Origin of the sequence: Pseudomonas corrugata, assembly GCF_001269905.1 — a bacterium.
In the GTDB taxonomy this organism is placed as follows: Bacteria; Pseudomonadota; Gammaproteobacteria; order Pseudomonadales; family Pseudomonadaceae; genus Aquipseudomonas; species Aquipseudomonas corrugata.
The window spans coordinates 1109590-1128705 of record NZ_LHVK01000003.1 but is presented as its reverse complement, the minus strand read 5'-3'; the positions used below and the strand labels follow the sequence as shown (position 1 = coordinate 1128705).

The following is a 19116-nucleotide window of genomic DNA, read 5'->3' as shown; positions in this document are numbered from 1 at the left end:
TCAATCTCCTCAATCCAGCTCAGTCGGCAAGGGACGCGGCAGGTCATCGCCGCTGGAACCGTCGAGCCAGTCGACCTTGGCCATCTTGCGCACCACGACGAATTCGTCGCGGTTGCAACCGACCGTGCCGTAATAGTTGAAGCCGTAGGCCTGCTGGGCGTAGCCACCGATCATGTGGGTGGGCTTGAGCACCACGCGGGTCACCGAGTTGTGGTGGCCGCCACGGGTTTTGGTGGTTTCCGAACCGGGCACGTTCACGATCCGTTCCTGCGCGTGGTACATCATCACCATGCCCTCCTTGACCCGCTGGCTGACCACCGCCCGGGCGGTCAGCGCACCGTTGGCGTTGAAGCACTCGACCCAATCGTTGTCCTCGATGCCGGCGCGCCCGGCGTCGATCTCCGAGAGCCAGATGATCGGCCCGCCTCGGCTCAAGGTGAGCATCAGCAAGTTGTCGGTATAGGTGCTGTGGATGCCCCACTTCTGGTGCGGCGTGATCCAGTTGAGGACAATCTCGGTCTCGCCGTTGCTGCGCTTGCCCTTCACCCCTTCGATAGTCCGGGTGTTGACCGGTGGCCGGTAGCTCATCAGCTGCTCGCCGAACGCCTGCATCCATGGGTGATCCTGGTAGAACTGCTGGCGGCCAGTGATGGTGCGCCATGGGATCGACTCGTGAACGTTGGTGTAGCCGGCGTTGTAGCTCACGTGATCGTCTTCCAGGCCAGACCAGGTCGGGCTGGAAATGATCTTGCGCGGCTGGGCCTGGATGTCGCGGAAGCGGATTGCCTCGTGCTCCTTGGACACCGCCAGGTGGCTGTGGTCGATGCCGGTGAACTCCGACAGCGCCGCCCAGGCCTTGACCGCTACGTGGCCATTGGTTTCCGGGGCCAGGGACAGGATCACTTCGGCGGCGTCGATGGCGCTGTCGATTTTTGGCCGGCCCTGGCTGATACCGGCGTCCACTTCGTGGTGGTTCAGCTCGCCGAGGAATTTCACCTCGGTGTCGGTGTTCCAGTTGATGCCCTTGCCGCCATTACCGAGCTTCTCGAGCATCGGACCCAGGGAGGTGAATTGCTTGTAGATGTTCGGGTAGTCGCGTTCCACCACTTGCAGGTTCGGGGCGTTCTTGCCCGGTTGCGGGGCCACCCCGGCAGTTTTCCAGTCGGTGCCGCCAAACGGCTGGGCCAACTCACCGACGCTGTCGTGCATCAACGGGACGGTGACCAGGTCCTTCTCGACACCCAGGTGTCCGACCGACATGGCCGAGAACGCCTTGGCGATGCCCTTGTAGATTTCCCAGTCCGAACGCGACTCCCAGGCCGGATCGATGGCCGCCGACAACGGGTGGATGAACGGGTGCATGTCCGAGGTATTCATGTCGTCTTTTTCGTACCAGGTAGCGGTCGGCAAGACGATGTCGGAGTACACGCAGGTCGAGGACATGCGGAAGTCCAGGGTGGTCACCAGATCGAGTTTGCCGATGGCGCCTTCGTCGACCCATTCGGCCTCGGTCGGCTTGCAGTCACCGACCTGGCCGATATCTTCGTTCATCACGCCGTTCCTGGTACCGAGCAGGTACTTGAGCATGTACTCGTGGCCCTTGCCCGAAGAACCCAACAGGTTGGAGCGCCAGATGAACATGTTGCGCGGGAAGTTCACCGGGTTGTCGGGCTGCTCGCAGGCGAAGCGCAGCGAGCCGTCCTGCCAGGACTTGACCACGTAGTCCTTGGGTTCCATGCCCGCGGCAGCGGCGTCGCGGCAGATGTGCAGCGGGTTGGTGTTGAGCTGCGGCGCACTGGGCAACCAACCGGCGCGTTCGGCGCGGATGTTGTAGTCCAGGGCATGCTCGGGGAACTGCGATTTGTCCGCCAGGGGCGAGAGCACATCGTGCATGCTCATCTTCTCGTGGCGCCATTGGGAGCTGTGGCCGTAGAAGAAACTGGTGCCGTTCATCTGCCGCGAAGGTCGGTTCCAGTCCAGGCCGAAGGCCAGGGGCAGCCAGCCGCACTGCGGACGGAGTTTTTCCTGGCCTACATAGTGAGCCCAGCCGCCGCCGGTCTGACCGATGCAACCGCAGAGCATGAGCATGTTGATCAGCCCGCGGTAGTTCATGTCCATGTGGTACCAGTGGTTCATCGCCGCACCGACGATGATCATCGAACGCCCGCGGGTCTTGTCGGCGTTGTCGGCGAATTCACGGGCGATCTGGATCGCCTTCTCGCGGCTGACACCGGTGATCTGCTCCTGCCAGGCCGGGGTACCAGGCACCGAGGCGTCGTTGTAGTCCTTGGCTACGTTGGCGCCGCCCAGGCCACGGTCGATCGCCAGGTTGGCCGCCGACAGGTCGAATACAGTGGCGACTTTGGCCACGCTGCCGTCGGCCAGCACCACGCTGTGCACCGGCACCCGGCGGAACTGCACCGCGTCACCGGCCACGTGCTGGAAGTATTCCTGGGTTTCACCGGCGAAGTACGGAAAGGCCACTTCGGCCACATCGCCGCCGATCAGGCTCAGCTTCAGGTCGATCTCACGCCCCTCGCCGCCTTCACGGGGCAGGATGTTCCACTTGCCTTTCTCACCCCAGCGATAGCCGATGGAGCCTTGAGGCGACACCAGCTCGCCGGCCGCATCGAGGGCGATGGTTTTCCACTCGGGGTTGTTGTCCTGGCCAAGGTTATCGGTCAGATCGCTGGCCCGCAGGAAGCGATCCGGCTGGTAACCCGAACCCGGCGCAGCACCGAGCATCGGCTTGAGCATCACCAGCACCGGCAAGTCGGTGTAGCGCTTGGCGTAGTCGGTGAAATAGGCGCTGGGCTTGTCCAGGTGAAATTCCTTGAAGATCACATGGTTGAACGCCTGGGCCAGCGCAGCGTCGGTGCCCTGCTTGGGGTTGAGCCACAGGTCGGTGAGCTTGGCGACTTCCGAATAGTCCGGAGTGATCGCCACGGTCTTGGTGCCCTTGTAACGTACCTCGGTAAAGAAGTGCGCGTCGGGAGTACGGGTCTGCGGGACGTTGGAGCCCCAGGCAATAATGTAGTTGGAGTTGTACCAGTCGGCCGATTCAGGCACGTCGGTCTGCTCGCCCCAGACCATCGGCGAGGCCGGTGGCAAGTCGCAGTACCAGTCATAGAAGCTCAGGCAAACGCCACCGATCAGCGACAGGTAGCGCGCACCGGCAGCGTAGCTGACCATCGACATGGCCGGGATCGGCGAGAAGCCCACCACCCGGTCAGGGCCGTGTTGCTTGACGGTATAGACGTTGGCCGCGGCGATGATTTCGTTGACTTCTTCCCAGTTGGAGCGGATGAAGCCACCCATGCCGCGCTTGCTTTTATACGAGTCGGCCTTGGCCTTGTTTTCGACGATACTGGCCCAGGCCTCCACCGGCGGCAGGGTCTGACGGGCGTCACGCCACAGCTTGAGCAATGGCTTGCGTACCTTCGGGTATTTGAGCCGGTTGGCGCTGTAGATGTACCAGCTGTAGCTCGCGCCGCGAGGGCAGCCGCGTGGCTCGTGGTTGGGCAGGTCGTTGCGGGTGCGCGGGTAGTCGGTCTGCTGGGTTTCCCAGGTGATCAGGCCGTTCTTGACGTAGATTTTCCACGAACACGAGCCGGTGCAGTTCACCCCATGGGTGGAGCGCACGATCTTGTCGTACTGCCAGCGGGAACGATAGACGTTCTCCCAGTCCCGGGACTCCTTGCGGGTCTCGCCATGCCCCTCGGAAAACTCGCCTTGCTTGCGGTTGAAGAACCGCAGTTGATCCAGTAAATGACTCACAATGTCTTTCCTCTCAGGCTTGCTCCGCGGGGTCTGCGCCCCGCCCACGCACTGGTGGCCTGTGTGGCTAATTAGCGCACTCAATTTCGGCGCCAGGACTCGTCAAGCTGCGTTGCCATTCCTCGCCGTAGCGGGCTACGACTCGTCATGGCGCCTTGCCCGACGAGTCCTGACACTCGAACTTGAGCACGCTAATTAACCGTACAGGCCACTGTTTGAATTCGTCTTAGCAGGGAGTCGCGGCGCCCTTGCGCGCGTACCACCACCAGGTCACCACGATGCAGCTCAGGTAGAAGCCGACGAACATGTAGAAGGCCATCTCCGGGCCGCCGGTCAGGGCCATCGAAGTGCCGAAGGACTTGGGAATGAAGAACGCACCGAAGGCACCCATGGCCGAGCTGAAACCCAACACCGCGGCCGATTCCTTGCCGGCGTTCTTGAGTGCTTGCTCACGCAGCTCGGGCTTCTTGCCCAGGGCGGCTTTCTCGTGAAGGGTGCGGAAGATCACCGGGATCATGCGGAAGGTGGAACCGTTGCCCACGCCGGTGGTGATGAACAGCAACATGAACATGCCCAGGAAGCCGTAGAAGCTGCCACCCTGGCCACCTTGCGGCAGGAAGTGCAGGACGCCGAACACCATCGCGATCATCAGCACGAAGTTCCACAAGGTGACTTTCGCGCCACCGAGCTTGTCCGCCAGCCAGCCACCCAACGGCCGTACCAGCGCCCCCACCAGGGGGCCGAGGAAGGCAAACTTGAGCGCAATGACGTCGGGGAACGAGGTCTTGATCAGCAGTGGAAACGCGGCAGAGAAACCGATGAACGAGCCGAACGTGGCCAGGTACAGCCAGCACATCAGCCAGTTGTGCTTGCGCTTGAAAATCACCGCCTGCTCGCTGAACGAAGCACGGGCACTGGATAGGTCGTTCATGCCGAACCAGGCAATCAGCGTCACAGCGAGGATGAACGGCACCCAGATGAAGCCGGCGTTCTGCAGCCACAACGAACTGCCGTCGGCCAGCACCTGGGGTTGACCGCCCATGAAGCCGAACACCCCGAAGGAAATCACCAGCGGCACGCTGAACTGCATCACCGACACGCCCAGGTTGCCCAGGCCGGCGTTCAACCCCAGGGCGGTGCCCTGCTGGGACTTGGGATAGAAGAAGCTGATGTTGGACATGCTCGAGGCGAAGTTGCCACCACCAAAACCGCAGAGCAGCGCGATCAGCACGAACACGCTGTAGGGCGTGGTCGGATTCTGTACGGCGAAGCCCATCCACAGCGCAGGTATCAGCAGCGACGCGGTGCTCAGGGCGGTCCAGCGCCGTCCGCCGAAGATCGGCACCATGAACGAGTAAAACACCCGCAAGGTCGCGCCGGACAGACCCGGCAGTGCCGCCAGCCAGAACAACTGGTCGGTACTGAAGCTGAAACCGATGGCATTCAGGCGCACGATCACCGTGCTCCAGACCATCCACACCGCGAAGGCCAGCAGCAGCGCCGGGATCGAGATCCACAGGTTGCGGCGTGCGGTCTGTTTGCCACTGCGGCCCCAGAAGGCCGGGTCTTCCGGGCGCCAGTCATGAATGACCGGGCCTTTGTCAGGCGTTTGCAGAACGGACATGTTCTTCTCCTTGGGCAATGCTGGAAAACGGGGGTTGGCTGGCTAGCGGTTGCTTACCCAGCAGCGGGCGCTTGCGCATTTCGCTGAGGTACATCCAGATCAGGGAGACCCAGACCACGCCGTACAGCAACATGAAGCAGGACGAGCGCACGCCGGTGAGGTCCACCAGGGCACCGAACAGGATCGGCAGAACGAAGCCGCCCAGGCCGCCGGCCAGACCGACGATGCCGGATACCGCGCCCATGTTTTTCGGGTAGTCGTTGGCGATATATTTGAAGACCGAGGCCTTGCCGAACGCGAAGGCAATGCCCATCACGAACAGCAGCACGGTGAACAGCGTGGCATTGAGGCCGATGTGAAAGTCGACGAGGCCGTTGACGGTGTGCACTTGCAGTTGGGTCTGGGGGTAGGACAGCAGGAACAGGCAGATCCAGCTCACCCACAACACCCACCAGGTCACGCTCTGGGCGCCCCAGCGATCCGACATCCAGCCACCGACGGCACGCAGTACGCCACCTGGCAGGGAAAAACACGCGGCCAGCAGCGCTGCGCTTTGCAGGCTGAAACCGTATTCCTGCACGTAGTATTTGGTCATCCACAGGGCCAGGGCCACGTAGCCACCAAACACGATCGAGTAGTACTGGCAGTAGCGCCAGACGGCCGGTTCTTTCAATGCCTTGAGTTGTTCGCGCAGGCCCGTGCCACTGACGCTGCGGTGCTCTTTCTTCTCACTGGTAAGGAACCAGAACAGCAACGCGGTAATGAACAGAATGGCGCTGAACACTTTCGGCACCAAGTGCCAGGTGCCCAGGGCGATCAGGGCCGGCGCCAGGAACTTGGTGAGCGCGGAACCGGCGTTGCCGGCACCGAACACGCCCATGGCGAAGCCCTGGTTCTGTTTGTCGAACCATTTGGCGACGTAGGCAACGCCGACCGAAAACGAACCACCGGCCAGGCCGACGAACAGGCCCAGCACCAGGAATTGCCAGAACTCGGAAGCCAGGGTGATCAGGTACAGCGGCAACACGCAGGACAGCATCAACACAAAGAACACGATCCGTCCGCCAAAGCGATCGGTCAGAATCCCCAGGGGCAGGCGCACCAGCGAACCGGTCAGTACCGGGGTGGCGGCCAGCAGGCCGAACTGGGTTTCGTTGAGGGCCAGCATCTCCTTGATCGGAACGCCCAGCACGGCAAACATCATCCAGACCATGAAGCAGACGGTGAAGGCCAGGGTACTCATCCCCAGTACCAGCCCTTGTTGCACTTGCGCTCGCATCACGACGCTCCCATCAATTGGATGAGCGCAGACTAGTGACGGCTATCCCGCAAAAACTTGACGTGAGTCAAAGAGCCATCAACGCGTATAGACCTATGCTTGGCCCATCTACCTCCAAGGAGGTAGTTCCTGATATTGATACAACCCTTTATTTATCAATGTCTTGAACGAATTGGCCAAAGCTTTTACAGAAACGGAACGGCCAACAACTCTTTAGAGGTAGTGCGCCCGGATCGGCTGCAACACCCCTTGATCCGGGATGTCCCATGTTCGCTTTACAGATATTTTTGCCGGACCAGCCGAGATGATGGGCTGGCTGCGCAGTTCCCTGCCCGCGCGAGCCGGAGTGGCGGTGATCCTGATCGCCATCCTGGCGTTGGCCAGTTCCCTGAGCGCTGGATTGATCGCCTGGTTCAGCCAGGGCGACGCGGCAGCGATCAACACGGCCGGTTCGGTGCGCATGGAGACCTACCACCTGAGCTGGAAGCTGGCAGCCGCTGCCACCGATGACATCCCGACGATCATCGACAGTCTGCAGCAACGCCTCGATAGTCCTGCGCTTCGCGCCGTGCTGGAGGACGGCCCGACAACCGCCCTGCACCAGAGTTATCGCGATCTCCTGCAACGCTGGAACCAGACACTGCGTCCTGCCGTCGAGCGCGGCGACTCGGCCGTCTTCCAGACCAACGCGGATTCCTTCGTCGCGCAACTGGACCAGTTCGTCAACCTGTTGCAACGCCAGAGCGAACACAAGCAGGGCTGGCAACAGACGATCCAGGGCATGGCGTTGTTCAGCACCATGATCATCCTGCTCATCGGCCTGTACGAACTGCAATACAGCGTGGTCACACCGTTGCAGGAACTGGTGGTCGCAACCCAGCGCTTTCGCCGTGGTGAATTCGATGTGCGGGTCAATCATCAGTCCGAAGATGAGCTGGGCCAATTGGCAACCAGCTTCAATACCATGGCCGAAACCATCGAGCAGTCCCACCGCACCCTGGAAGATCAGGTTCGACACAAGACCCTGAATCTGCAACGTGCCAACGCCGCATTGGAATTGCTGTACCAGAGCAGCCGCAGCCTGGCCACGCGCCAGGCCAATGCCCAAGGCCTGGACGAGTTGATCCAGCGCTTCCAGCAAAAGCTGCCAGGCCTGCGCCTGTCGCTGTGCCTGCAAGGACAATTGCAGGCTCCCGCCCGGCAACTGCTGGCCATTCATGGCGCCAACAATCGCGAAGTCTGCGCCAGCAGCGATTGCGCCACTTGCCAGAAACATGGGGTTGCGCAACCACTGACGTTCAGCATCAGCAACCAGGGCAATGAACTGGGAGAACTCAAGGCATACTTTGTCGACGGCCACGCGGCACAACCCTGGGAGACCGCACTGATCCAGGCCCTGGCCAACCTCATCGGCACCTCCCTGTCCCTCAAGCGCCAACGCGAGCAGGACCATCGCCTGCTGCTGCTTGACGAACGCACGATCATTGCCAGGGAGTTGCATGACTCACTGGCCCAGGCCTTGTCCTACATGAAGCTGCAAGTCAGCCGCATGCAGACTCTGTTGCGCCGCGGCGAACCGGTGCAGACCCTGGAAACCGTCACTGGCGAGCTGCGCGAAGGGCTCAACAACGCCTACCGCCAGTTACGCGAGTTGCTGACCACGTTTCGCTTGCAGATCCACGACGATGGCCTGGTGGAGGAGCTCAAGGACACCGCCGAAGAGTTTTCCTCCCGCGGGGATTTCCAGGTGCACCTGTTCATCGACACCCTGGCCTTCGAGCTGTCGGCCAGCGAGCAGATCCACATCCTGCAGATCACCCGCGAAGCCTTGTCCAACTGCCTGCGCCATGCCCATGCCGAGAATGCCTGGTTGCAGTTGCGCCAGGAAGGCGAGACGGTGCAACTGTCGATCGATGACGATGGCCGTGGTTTCAGCGGTCAGGTGGACCAGCGCGAACACCATGGCCTGAACATCATGAACGAACGGGCCCGCAGCCTGCGCGGGCAGCTGCAGATCCTCTCCAGAACTCCCCAGGGCACCCGTATCCAGGTGCGTTTCCAACCGGAATTCCTGGGCCAATACTCCGAAGGCATCGCACCATGAACGCCCCTCTGCGCCACACCCTGCTGCTGGTCGACGACCATCCGATGATGCGTCACGGGATCCGCCAGATACTCGAACTGGAAGACGACTTGCTGGTTGTCGGCGAAGCCAACCATGGCGAGGAAGCCCTGGCGCTGATCGAGCCGCTCAAGCCCGATCTGGTACTGCTGGACAACAACATGCCGCAGATGAACGGCATCGAGACCCTGCGTCGGCTGCGGGCCATGCACTACAGCGGCAAGGTGCTGCTGTTCACGGTGTCCGACGCCGAGGACGACATCCGCGACGCCCTGCGCCTGGACGCCAACGGCTACCTGCTCAAGGACATGGAACCCGAATTGCTGATCCAGTACATCCGCGACGCCCTGGGCGGGGCCCTGGTGATCAGCCCCGGCCTGACCCGCGTCATGGCCCAGGCCCTGCGCTCCCCACCGCGCCAACCCGAAGTGGAACTGACCGAACGCGAACGCCAGGTACTCAAGACCATCGCCAGCGGCTACAGCAACAAAGTCATCGGGCACAAACTGGGCATCACCGAAGGCACGGTCAAGGTCCACGTCAAGAACCTGCTGCACAAGCTCGGCTTGCGCTCGCGGGTCGAGGCGGCGGTCTGGGCGATGGAGCATCTGCGCGGAGCCGGTTGAATCAGCTCCCCCACCTAGTGCTTGCAGGCAGTGTGTCTGACACAGATCCCCTGTGAGCGAGCCCTGCTCGCGATGGCGTCAGCACAGCCAACATCCCCGCAAGCTGACACACCGCTATCGCGAGCAGGCTCGCTCCCACAGGAGTGTCTGGTGTCTGTTGGCATTGCGTCCGACATAGATCCCCTGTGGGAGCCGGGCTTGCCCGCGATGCCGTCAGCACATCCAAGATCACAGCAAGCTGACACACCGCCATCGCGAGCAGGCTCGCTCCCACAGTGGTTCCTGGTTCCTGGTGTCTGCTGGCTTTGTGTCTGGCACTGATCACATTGTGGGGATTCGGAGCAAGTGCACGAGCCATCCCTCTTCAGAGGTAGGCCTGCCGAGGCATAGGCCGGCGGCGCGCGGGGTTCTACCATGACGGCACGCGGAGGTACGCCATGCTGACTCACCCTTCCATCATTCTAATGTTGCGTCGTCACCACTTGTTCAGCCACCTGCCGGAGCACGTCTTCGAAGACGTGTGCAACCTGGCCGTGCTCAAGCGCCTGGAGTGCAACGGTACGCTCATGCACCAGGGCGACCCGGCCAAGCGGTTTTTCCTGCTGATCAGCGGCCAGGTCAAGCTGTTCCGGGTCACCGGCGAGGGCCAGGAAAACCTGGTGGAGATCATCCAGCCCGGCCAGACTTTTGCCGAAGCGCTGCTGTTCAGCCAGGCCCGTTGCTATCCGGTGAGCGCAGCAGCGCTCAAGGACAGTGTGTTGGTGAGTATCGAAGGCACCCATTATCGCAAGGCACTTGAAGATCAGCCCAAGGTCTGCCTGGCGATTCTGGCGAGCATGAGCGTGCACTTGCACCAGCGGCTCAAGGACATCGACAACCTGACCCTGGCCAGCGCCAGCCGGCGTGTCATCAATTTCCTGCTGCAGGAACGCGATCCCCGCGACGGCCAGCTTGTGCTGCAAGTGTCCAAGCGCCTGGTGGCCTCCAAACTGGGAATCCAGCCGGAAACCTTCTCGCGCATTCTCCATCGTCTGGTGGACGGCGGCCTGATCGCCATGGAGCGGCGCAACATTCGTATCCTGGCCGAGGATGCGCTGGTGGATTACCAGCAATAGCGCGGCACGGTGGCAAGGGGATTTATCCCCTCACCACAAGGCCTGCGGTGATCGCAGGCCCCACAGGATGTTAGTGGCCCCTTTAATCTGCGCTCGGCACCCCGACAATCGGTACGAGGTACTCGAACAACACATCCCCCTCATCTTCCGTGCAATCAACCCCATACCGCTTGCGCAAGCCCAACTGACTCAGGATCACATGCACATCCGCCTTCAACGCGTGCTGCTGCAAGCAGCCCTGCACGCATTGCAAGGGACAGCCATCCAAGGCAATGATCCGCCGCCCCGAGCGCGCCTTGTTGACCAGCGCCGCGACATGCCCACCCACTCCGACAATGCAGGACATCTCGGCCAGTCCTGCGCGGTCCAGGCGCAGGGCGACGGTATTGGCCAACTGCGCGACGTTGGAGCAACCGGAGCAGGAGTACACCAGAGGCAAATCATCAGGAGCCTTCATCTCATCCCACCGTCGCCACGCCTTTCCCCGCCCGCTCCAGGTTGCGCCACAACCATGGCGGCAACACATCAGGGTCGAGGCTGTCGATCAGGTTCTTCAGCGCCAGACCCAATTCGGTATCGCCTTCGATGACCAGCCGTCGCCGGAAGAACAACGTATCGGGGTCCTCCTGACGACTGGCCAGCAACAGGAACTCACGCCAGTTGCCGCTGATGGTGACCTGGGCTTCGGCCCGCTCGGCAATGCGCAGCCCCCCGCGCCCCAGCGTCAGGTACCAGCGCAAACCCAGGTCAGGCACTCGCAGGCACAGCCAGCGATCACGCAACACATCGAACCCGCCATCGCGCAACGGTTCGGCCAGGCACCGATTGAGCGCCTGCTGCAACGCCAGGCGTTGCACCACGAACGGTACCTTGCCGAGCAGCGGCAGCACGCGGTCGGCACCTTTGAGCATCCATTTCTTCGGACTCAACACAACCCGGCCTCCTCTACTTTCAGCATGCCGGCATGGCCGTGCCAGTAACCGTTACACCCTTCGACAAACAGCGGCGGCGCCTCGCCCTGGCGAACCCGGTCGAAGGCACTGACCACTTCAGCCATGCCCTGGGCTCTCGGGCTCAGGCGCAGCAAGTCGGCACCGCAAGCCTGCAAGGCGCTGTAATCGGCGAGCAGGTTGCTTACCTCGCCAGACATCGTCTGGATGCCATTGAGGGTGAATAATTGCTGACCTTCCTGACTGCTCAGCGCCAGACCGTCGGGGTAGTTGATGCAACAGAACTGGCAGTCGTCCTTGGGCCGGTTTTCTGCCCGGGCGGTAAAGCAGCGCGCCGAGTAAGCCAGGGGCAAATGTCCATAAGCGAAGATTTCCACCTCGGGTAATTCGCGATCCATTTCCCGCACTTGTTCCAGTACATCGCTGATCAGAGCCGCCGAGCACTCCACCGGCGGCACCCAGCGGATCATGCCGCTGTCGAGTAACTGCGCCAGGGAATGACCGTTGTACAGATTCAGCGCCGGACCACCGACAAAAGGCAGTTTGCGTTCGGCCAGCAATTGCACGGCGCCCATGTCGTTGGCTTCCACCAGCAACTGGCCGTTGTCGCACAGGCGACGCAACGTGGAAAACTCCGAGGCCGCCTCGATCAGCGTCAGGCTCGACAGCACGATCTGTGCCTGGCTGCACGCCTGTAGTTCGCGCGCCAATCCCAGCCATTGATCCAGGGAGAATGCCCGGCGTTTGGAACACACCGTTTCCCCCAGGTAGATCACATCCAGCGGCAATGCCGACATCTCGGCGTAGAAATTTCCCAATTGTGTTCTGTCCCAATAGAACAGGACTGGTCCCAGGCTGAGTTTCATCTGGCCTCCCTCATTGCCATGATCGATGGTAGGCGCCCAGGGTGGTCTGGCTGCCTTCCGACAGGCCGGCCAGCACCTGGCGCCATTCTTCGCGCACACGGAAACGCTGCGGCGCGGCGCGGTGTGCATCCAGCGCGGCGCGCCAGACCCGGGTCACTTGTTCCACATAGGCCGGGCTGCGCTGGCGGCCTTCGATTTTCACCGCCTCGACGCCGATGGCTGTCAGCTCCGGCAACAGGTCCAGGGTGTCCAGGCTGGTGGGCTCTTCCAGCGCATGGAAGCGCTTGCCGCCGACCAGGAAACGGCCTTTGCACAAGGTCGGGTAACCGGCTGATTCCTGTGGGGTGTAGCGGTCGATCAGCACTTCGCTCAAGCGGGCACTCAGCCCCTCGGCGTCTTCGCTCCAGCGCACGGCCTTCGCCGGCGAGCAGACGCCACAGAGGTTCGGTGATTCACCGGTGATGTAAGACGATAAGTGGCAACGCCCCTCGGCCATGATGCACAGGCTGCCGAAGCCGAAGACCTCGATGGGCACCGGGCTGCCCGCCGCCACCTGCCGGACCTGGGCCAGGGACAGCACCCGAGGCAACACCGCACGGCGGATGCCATAGCGTTGGGCGTAGAACGCCAGCGCGGCGGCGTGGGTCGCCGAGCCTTGGACGGACAGGTGCAGCGCCAGGTCCGGATGCCGCTGGCTGGCGTAGCCGAGCACGCCGGGGTCGGCGGCGATCAGGGCATCCACACCGAAATCGGCGGCACGATCCACCGCCCGTTGCCAGCGCTCCCAACCCTTGGGCTGCGGGTAGGTATTGACGGCGACGTAGAGTTTGCGTTGATGCTGGCGGATGTGTGCGACAGCCGCGTCGAACTGTTTGTCGTCCATGTTCAGCCCGGCGAAATGCCGGGCATTGGTGTCATCGCGAAAGCCGACATAGACGGCATCGGCGCCTTGGCGCACCGCCGCTTTGAGGGCAGGCAGATTCCCTGCCGGGCAAACCAGTTGCATGGGGCATCCTCGTGAGAAAACCTGGGGCGCCGCCAGTCTAGCCAGTCGTCAGCCGGCGACCTTGACGGCAGTCAATTGCCGTCAATGCATCAGTTCGGCAAACGGCAGGTACATCACCCGGTCGTGCTTGTGCACCTGCGCCTCGCACTCCACCACCGCCAAACCATCGGCCCAGCAGGCGGCGGTCAACATGGCCGAGCTCTGCTGCGGATGCAGTACCACACACAGATGACCTTCGGCATCTGGCACCAATCGGGCTCGCAGGTACTGGCGGCGACGATTGCGCTGCAACCAGTCGAAACCTGCCGGCAAGTGCAAAGGAACGGGCAGCACCTGATCCATGCCCTGGGCGCGGAACAGGAAAGGTCGCACCACCACCAACGCCGTGATCAGCGCCGCCGACGGGTTACCCGGCAGCCCGATCCAGGGTGTACCGGCCACCTCGCCGAAGGCCAGGGGTTTGCCCGGTTGTATCGCCAGGCGCCAGAGGTCGATGCTACCGAGGCGCTCGATGGCTTGCTTGAGATGATCTTCCTCGCCCACGGAGACGCCGCCGGAGGTCAGCAGCACATCGCAGTCGGCGGCCGCCAGGCTCAGTGCCTGCTGACTGGCCTGGAGTCGATCGGGCATGACGCCAAAGTCATGCACCTCGAAACCCCAGCCGCGCAACAACGCGGCGATGCTACGGCGATTGCTGTTATAGATCTGCCCTGGCGCCAAGGGCTCACCCGGCTCACGCAGTTCGTCGCCGCTGCTGAGCAGGACAACCCGCAATGGACGATAGACCTCCACCTCAGCGATCCCGGCGCCGGCCAGCAGCCCCAACTCCTGGGCCCGCAAGCGAGTACCGACCTTGAACAAGCGCTCGCCTCGACGCAGCTCTTCACCCTCCTTGCGCACGTGGTCCCCTTGCTTGGCCGACGGCAACCAGACCCGCTCGCCCTCCATCCGGCAACTCTCCTGGGGCACCACGGTGTCGGCACCCGGCGGCAGTGGTGCGCCGGTGAAGATCCGTACCGCCTGCCCTTCCCGCAACGGCTCACCCGGTCCATCGCCAGCGGCGATTCGTCCGCTCAACGCCAGGTATCCCCCAGTGGGAGACAGATCGGCGGCCCGCAGCGCATAACCGTCCATGGCGCTGTTGTCCCAGGCAGGCAGGTTCATGGGACAAAGGACATCGCCAGCCAATACACGGCCCAGGGCCTGGTCCAGGCCAATCCGTTGGATCGGTGGTGGCAGTGGCGCCTGGTCGAGCAGATGACGAATGGCCTCATCCACCGGCATCAAGGTTGCGCTGTCGCACGCCGTTCCACACCCCCGGCCGCTCACGAGCGCGCCTCGCAGGCCACCGGCACGACGCCCGCCTGGGGCTTGAGGTGAGGCGTGAAATTGCACGGACCGGTGCGACTGTCCAACTGCCCGACCAGGATCTGTGTCCAACCGGTCCGGCAAGCGCCCGGCGAACCCGGCAGACAGCACACCAGCACGCCGTTGCTCATACCGGCCAATGCGCGGGATTGCAGGCTGGACATGCCGATCTCCGCCAGCGAGACCTGGCGGAACAATTCGCCAAAGCCGTCCACCTGCTTGTCCAGCAACGGCGCCACCGCTTGAGGGGTGTTATCGCGGGCAGTGAAACCGGTGCCGCCGGTCATCACTACCACCTGCACCTTGGGGTCGGCGATCCACTGCGAGACCTGGGCGCGGATCTGGTAGATGTCGTCTTTCACCTGCCCCCGGTCGATCAGCACGTGACCGGCTGTTTGCAGCAGATCGACGAGGGTCTGGCCGGAAGTATCGGTGTCGAAGGTACGGGTATCGCTGATGGTAAGCACCGCAATGTTCAGCGGTTGAAAGAGGCGTTGCGTCAGATGGGCCATGATCAGCCGTCCTGTCAGAAAAGATGGCCCAGCCTGAACCGCAATCGTTGCCGGGCCTATTCCTCCATGGAGGTACCTCCCCTGGTGCTCAGGGCGCCAGTCGGCTGCGCTGCCATCCACCATCCAGCCGGCGATAGTCGAGACGGTCATGCAAGCGATCGGCGCGGCCCTGCCAGAACTCCAGTCGCTCGGGTTGCAGACAATAGCCGCCCCAATGCCTGGGACGCGGCACCGGTTGATCGGCGAAGCGTTGTTCGGCAAGCACGAGCAAGCTCTCCAACGCAGCACGATTGTCCAGCGGTCGGCTTTGCGGCGACGCCCAGGCCCCGAGCTGGCTGGCCAGTGGGCGTGAGTGGAAATAGGCATCCGACAGTGCGGGGTCGAGTCGGCGGACGTGCCCCTCAATGCGCACCTGGCGCTCCAGACCCGGCCAGAAGAACGTCATCGCCGCCCAGGGATTGACTGCCAGGTCCTGGCCCTTGCCACTGCTGTAATTACCGAAAAAAGTGAAGCCGTCTCCACCGAACCCCTTGAGCAACAGCACCCGGGCATGCGGGCGGCCCTGATCGTCCACGGTGGACAGCACCATGCTATTGGCCTCGACCGGAGGGCTTTCGGTTTCCCGGGCCTGTTGCATCCATAGCCCGAACAGCGCCAGCGGATCGTCGGAGGCATGGGCTTCGTCCAGGCCATCGCGGATGTACTGGCGACGCATGTTTGCCAGAGACAGGGGCATGAGAGTGATCTCCACAAGGGTTTGGCCCAGTGTGGGTGCTATGACGTGGGCCGACCTTGATCGTCGTCAATGCGGGTTCCTGTGGTGATCTTGCCGACGCCATCGCGAGCAGGCTCGCTCCCACAGGATTTGCGCTGGACCTGTGGGAGCGAGCCTGCTCGCGATGGCAGCAACTCGGTCCACTGCCCTACTTGAGCCCCAACCGCCGCGCCAATTTATGCAGGTTGCTCGGATCGACCTCCAGCAGCCGCGCCGCGCCGGCCCAGTTCTGACCGCAGCGATCCAGGGCCTGGAGAATCGCCTGGCGCTGGCACGCGTCGACGGTCTCGCTCAAGGGCTGGAGCGGCGCCTCGAGCGATTCCGCAGGCTCCTCAAGCATGGCTCGTGCGCTGGATGCGCCAGCACTGACGTCAAGGTCCAGCACCTGCGGCTCCAAGGTCATGATCAAGCTGCGACTGGCGCCCCGGCTCAGCGCCTTCAGTGCCGCACGGCTGATCACATGCTCCAGCTCCCGCACGTTGCCCGGCCAGCTATACGCCAGCAGCGCCTGCTCGGCGGCAGGAGACAGGCGCAAGCCGCGCAAGCCCAGTCGCGTGCGGTTCAGTTCGAGAAAATGCCCCGCCAGCATCAGCACATCGTGGCCGCGCTCGCGCAGCGGCGGAATCGGCACCGGGTAGACCGAGAGCCGATGATACAGGTCAGCGCGAAACAGCCCGTCGCGAATGCTGTCGGGCAGATGGCGGTTGGTGGCGGCGATGATCCGCACATCGACGTGCAGTGGCTTGTCCGCGCCCAGGCGCTGGATCTCGCCGTTTTGCAGCGTGCGCAGCAACTTGGCCTGCACGCTGAGCGGCAACTCGCCGACCTCATCGAGAAACAGCGTGCCACCATTGGCCGCGTCGAAACGCCCGGCGCGGTCGGTCGTTGCCCCGGAAAACGCACCTTTGACGTGACCGAACAACTCGCTTTCCGCCAGGGATTCCGGCAACGCCGCGCAATTGACCTGAATCAGCGGCTTGTGGCCGCGTCGGGACAGCCTGTGCAAGCGCCGGGCGAACAGTTCCTTGCCGACCCCGGTTTCCCCCAACAGCAACACCGGGAGCTCGGAATCGGCCAGTACATCCAGTTCGTTGAGCAACTGCTGCAGGCCCTCGCTGCGACCGAGAATCTCGCCCTCTTCGACGGGCAGGTGCAGGCCCGGCGAATCGCTGCGCGAAGCCCGCAGACTGCGGTTCTCCTGCTCCAGCCGGGTCACCCGCACCGCCGCCTCGATCTGCAGGGTGCAACGCTTGAGTTCCTCGCGGGCACGGCTGTCGAAGGTGCCGGCGTGCAACGCATCCAGGGTGATCGCCCCCCAGAGGCGCCCTTCCACATACAGGCTCACCCCCATGCAGTCGTGTACCGGCAGCGGTTCGCCGACGTGGTGATCGAGCAGGCCGTCATAAGGGTCCGGTAACCGGCTGTCGGGCTCGAACCAGGTGGGCTCGCGCGATGCCATGATTGCCGCGAGGCGCGGATGCCGGGCAATCACGAAGCGACGGCCCAGCGCCTCATGGACCAGGCCGACGGTCGCCACGGGCCTGAGACTGTCATCGTCCAGGCGCAGCAATCCCACGGCACCACAGTTGAAGTATTCGCGCAGGGTCTGCACCAGACGCTGCAACCGCACGGCATTGGGCAGCTCGACGATCAGGTCGGCGGCCAGGCTTTCACGCAGCATGGTAGTGATGACCCTCCAGGGTTGGTTTAACCCTTTCCAGCCAGGGTTGGAATCACCCGGCTATAAAATAAATGTGTTCAATATCAGCCAGTTAAAAATGGCATGCTGACTGCAAAGCTGAATCATCTGTCCCTACCGGGATTCAACCCAAGGAAACATGATGAGCCTCGAACTGCTGGAACAAAGCCTGGGCCAATTGGCCTGCGACATTCCCGGTGCCACCCGTACCTTCCATCACTACAGCCTCGACTTCTGTTGCGGCGGGCAAAAGACCCTGCGTGAAGCCGCGCTTGGCAAAGGCTTGAACCCGCTGCTGATCGCCGACGCCCTCAAGACGCTGCAGGCCGCCGGAGAACTGGGCCATGACTGGCGCGACGAACCCCAGGCCCTGCTGATCGCCCACATCCTGGAACGCTACCACGCTCGCCACCGCGAACAACTTCCGGAACTGATCCGCCTGGCCCGCCGCGTCGAACAAGTGCATGGTGCCCGAGCCAGTTGCCCGAACGGCTTGGCCGATCACCTCCAGGATCTGTATCAGGAACTCGAAGGCCATATGCTCAAGGAAGAACAGGTGCTGTTCCCGATGTTGCAACAGGGCCTGGGCGAACGGGCCTCGGCACCGATCCAGGTGCTGCGCTACGAACACGACCAGCACGGCGAAGCCCTGGAAACCATGCTCGCCCTGACCGACCAGATCACCCCACCCGCCGACGCCTGCAACACCTGGCGCGCCCTGTATCGCGGCCTGGTAGAACTACGTGACGACCTGATGCAACACATCCACCTGGAGAACAACGTGTTGTTCGTCAAGGCGATGAGCCCTTCCAACCACTAGCCACCATTCCCTGTGGGAGCGAGCCTGCTCGCGATAGCGGAAGGTCAGTCAGCACTGAGCCAACTGACCCACCGCTATCGCGAGCAGGCTCGCTCCCACAGAGGAATCCTCCACTACCCGCGTTTAGTCAGAACTGCCAGTAGAACATCCCCTTCGCCAACACAACGATCACCAGCATATGCCCGAGGATGCTGCGCCGCAGCCAGCATGCCCGGAACGGACCCAGGCGACCGCGCTTGAGCCAGTAGGCCAGCAGCAGGTAATGCCCGATGATGCTCAGGGCCAGCAGGATCTTCAGGCTCAACAACAGTCCGAAGCTGCTGTCCAGTGGATGGCTCAAAGCCCCCCGATGCTGCCACGCCAAGCCGACGCCGGCACCATATAGCAACAGCACCACACCATGCAGCACGTGACGCGAGCGCTGAGCGATGGCCTGGTCGGCGGCGTCCCGTGTGCCTTGGGCCAACGGTCGGCGAGCGGTGTGCCAGATGCAGACCTCGAAGAACAGCGTGCCGATGAAAGCAATGGCCGCCAACAGATGCGTGACCAGCAAGACCCCATACATCATCGATCGTCT

The 19116-nt window shown here is 62.7% G+C and carries 16 protein-coding genes; 4 read left to right on the top strand and 12 right to left on the bottom strand.

Features of this window, described 5'->3' with window-relative positions:
• Positions 1-9 precede the first annotated feature (9 nt).
• The 3 genes from AD665_RS05140 to AD665_RS05130 form a co-directional block, all read right to left on the bottom strand.
• Entirely contained in the window at positions 10-3777 is a 3768-nt protein-coding gene (locus AD665_RS05140) for a nitrate reductase subunit alpha (protein ID WP_024776632.1), read from the bottom strand.
• A 226-nt stretch (positions 3778-4003) separates the two neighbouring features.
• On the bottom strand, positions 4004-5401 hold the full coding sequence (locus tag AD665_RS05135; protein WP_024776631.1) for a NarK family nitrate/nitrite MFS transporter: 1398 nt from the start codon (positions 5399-5401) through the stop codon (positions 4004-4006).
• A complete protein-coding gene (locus tag AD665_RS05130; RefSeq protein WP_392397226.1) occupies positions 5379-6680 on the bottom strand; it encodes an MFS transporter in 1302 nt (433 codons plus the stop codon). The genes AD665_RS05135 and AD665_RS05130 overlap by 23 nt, the downstream gene beginning before the upstream one ends.
• 304 nt (positions 6681-6984) lie before the next feature.
• Between AD665_RS05130 and AD665_RS05125 the strand changes: the two genes are divergently transcribed.
• The 3 genes from AD665_RS05125 (at position 6985) to AD665_RS05115 (ending at position 10543) form a co-directional block, all read left to right on the top strand.
• Entirely contained in the window at positions 6985-8784 is a 1800-nt protein-coding gene (locus AD665_RS05125) for a HAMP domain-containing protein (RefSeq protein WP_053191215.1), read from the top strand.
• Positions 8781-9428, top strand: a complete 648-nt coding sequence (gene narL, locus AD665_RS05120) for a two-component system response regulator NarL (RefSeq protein WP_033034064.1) — start codon at positions 8781-8783, stop codon at positions 9426-9428. The genes AD665_RS05125 and narL overlap by 4 nt, the downstream gene beginning before the upstream one ends.
• 437 nt (positions 9429-9865) lie before the next feature.
• Positions 9866-10543: a Crp/Fnr family transcriptional regulator gene (locus AD665_RS05115; RefSeq protein WP_053191213.1), complete on the top strand. Its 678-nt coding sequence runs from the start codon at positions 9866-9868 to the stop codon at positions 10541-10543.
• An 82-nt stretch (positions 10544-10625) separates the two neighbouring features.
• Here AD665_RS05115 and AD665_RS05110 read toward each other — a convergent pair whose 3' ends face one another.
• The 8 genes from AD665_RS05110 to norR all read right to left on the bottom strand — a co-directional run bounded on the left by AD665_RS05110 (position 10626) and on the right by norR (position 17701).
• Positions 10626-11000 carry a putative zinc-binding protein gene (locus AD665_RS05110; protein WP_053191211.1) on the bottom strand — a complete coding sequence of 125 codons (375 nt, stop codon included), beginning with the start codon at positions 10998-11000 and terminating at the stop codon, positions 10626-10628.
• A 1-nt stretch (position 11001) separates the two neighbouring features.
• Positions 11002-11475, bottom strand: a complete 474-nt coding sequence (gene ubiT / locus AD665_RS05105) for a ubiquinone anaerobic biosynthesis accessory factor UbiT (RefSeq protein ID WP_024776625.1) — start codon at positions 11473-11475, stop codon at positions 11002-11004.
• A complete protein-coding gene (locus AD665_RS05100) occupies positions 11469-12359 on the bottom strand; it encodes a U32 family peptidase (protein WP_053191209.1) in 891 nt (296 codons plus the stop codon). Before AD665_RS05100 ends, ubiT begins: the two co-directional genes overlap by 7 nt.
• A 10-nt stretch (positions 12360-12369) precedes the next feature.
• A complete protein-coding gene (ubiU, locus tag AD665_RS05095; RefSeq protein WP_024776623.1) occupies positions 12370-13365 on the bottom strand; it encodes a ubiquinone anaerobic biosynthesis protein UbiU in 996 nt (331 codons plus the stop codon).
• Positions 13366-13446: 81 nt separating this feature from the next.
• On the bottom strand, positions 13447-14649 hold the full coding sequence (locus tag AD665_RS05090; RefSeq protein WP_033034062.1) for a molybdopterin molybdotransferase MoeA: 1203 nt from the start codon (positions 14647-14649) through the stop codon (positions 13447-13449).
• 41 nt (positions 14650-14690) lie between these two features.
• On the bottom strand, positions 14691-15245 hold the full coding sequence (moaB, locus tag AD665_RS05085; RefSeq protein WP_024776621.1) for a molybdenum cofactor biosynthesis protein B: 555 nt from the start codon (positions 15243-15245) through the stop codon (positions 14691-14693).
• Positions 15246-15333: 88 nt separating this feature from the next.
• A complete protein-coding gene (gene pdxH, locus AD665_RS05080; RefSeq protein ID WP_024776620.1) occupies positions 15334-15981 on the bottom strand; it encodes a pyridoxamine 5'-phosphate oxidase in 648 nt (215 codons plus the stop codon).
• 187 nt (positions 15982-16168) lie between these two features.
• A complete protein-coding gene (gene norR / locus AD665_RS05075) occupies positions 16169-17701 on the bottom strand; it encodes a nitric oxide reductase transcriptional regulator NorR (RefSeq protein WP_024779149.1) in 1533 nt (510 codons plus the stop codon).
• 160 nt (positions 17702-17861) lie between these two features.
• Here norR and ytfE point away from each other — a divergent pair, with 160 nt between their 5' ends.
• Complete coding sequence (gene ytfE, locus AD665_RS05070; protein WP_024779148.1) at positions 17862-18539, top strand: iron-sulfur cluster repair protein YtfE; 678 nt, start codon at positions 17862-17864, stop codon at positions 18537-18539.
• Positions 18540-18666: 127 nt separating this feature from the next.
• Here ytfE and AD665_RS05065 read toward each other — a convergent pair whose 3' ends face one another.
• Positions 18667-19107 (bottom strand): hypothetical protein, encoded by a 441-nt coding sequence (locus AD665_RS05065; RefSeq protein ID WP_053191207.1) that lies wholly within the window; start codon positions 19105-19107, stop codon positions 18667-18669.
• Between the last annotated feature and the right edge of the window lie 9 nt (positions 19108-19116).

Excerpts from the sequence above, each read along its gene's own strand:
- AD665_RS05135 (WP_024776631.1), bottom strand. The coding sequence starts at position 5,401 with ATGTCCGTTCTGCAAACGCCTGACAAAGGCCCGGTCATTCATGACTGG.
- AD665_RS05130 (WP_392397226.1), bottom strand. The coding sequence starts at position 6,680 with ATGCGAGCGCAAGTGCAACAAGGGCTGGTACTGGGGATGAGTACCCTG.
- AD665_RS05125 (WP_053191215.1), top strand. The coding sequence starts at position 6,985 with ATGATGGGCTGGCTGCGCAGTTCCCTGCCCGCGCGAGCCGGAGTGGCG.
- narL (WP_033034064.1), top strand. The coding sequence starts at position 8,781 with ATGAACGCCCCTCTGCGCCACACCCTGCTGCTGGTCGACGACCATCCG.
- AD665_RS05115 (WP_053191213.1), top strand. The coding sequence starts at position 9,866 with ATGCTGACTCACCCTTCCATCATTCTAATGTTGCGTCGTCACCACTTG.
- AD665_RS05110 (WP_053191211.1), bottom strand. The coding sequence starts at position 11,000 with ATGAAGGCTCCTGATGATTTGCCTCTGGTGTACTCCTGCTCCGGTTGC.
- AD665_RS05100 (WP_053191209.1), bottom strand. The coding sequence starts at position 12,359 with ATGAAACTCAGCCTGGGACCAGTCCTGTTCTATTGGGACAGAACACAA.
- ubiU (WP_024776623.1), bottom strand. The coding sequence starts at position 13,365 with ATGCAACTGGTTTGCCCGGCAGGGAATCTGCCTGCCCTCAAAGCGGCG.
- AD665_RS05090 (WP_033034062.1), bottom strand. The coding sequence starts at position 14,649 with ATGCCGGTGGATGAGGCCATTCGTCATCTGCTCGACCAGGCGCCACTG.
- moaB (WP_024776621.1), bottom strand. The coding sequence starts at position 15,245 with ATGGCCCATCTGACGCAACGCCTCTTTCAACCGCTGAACATTGCGGTG.
- pdxH (WP_024776620.1), bottom strand. The coding sequence starts at position 15,981 with ATGCCCCTGTCTCTGGCAAACATGCGTCGCCAGTACATCCGCGATGGC.
- norR (WP_024779149.1), bottom strand. The coding sequence starts at position 17,701 with ATGCTGCGTGAAAGCCTGGCCGCCGACCTGATCGTCGAGCTGCCCAAT.
- ytfE (WP_024779148.1), top strand. The coding sequence starts at position 17,862 with ATGAGCCTCGAACTGCTGGAACAAAGCCTGGGCCAATTGGCCTGCGAC.
- AD665_RS05065 (WP_053191207.1), bottom strand. The coding sequence starts at position 19,107 with ATGATGTATGGGGTCTTGCTGGTCACGCATCTGTTGGCGGCCATTGCT.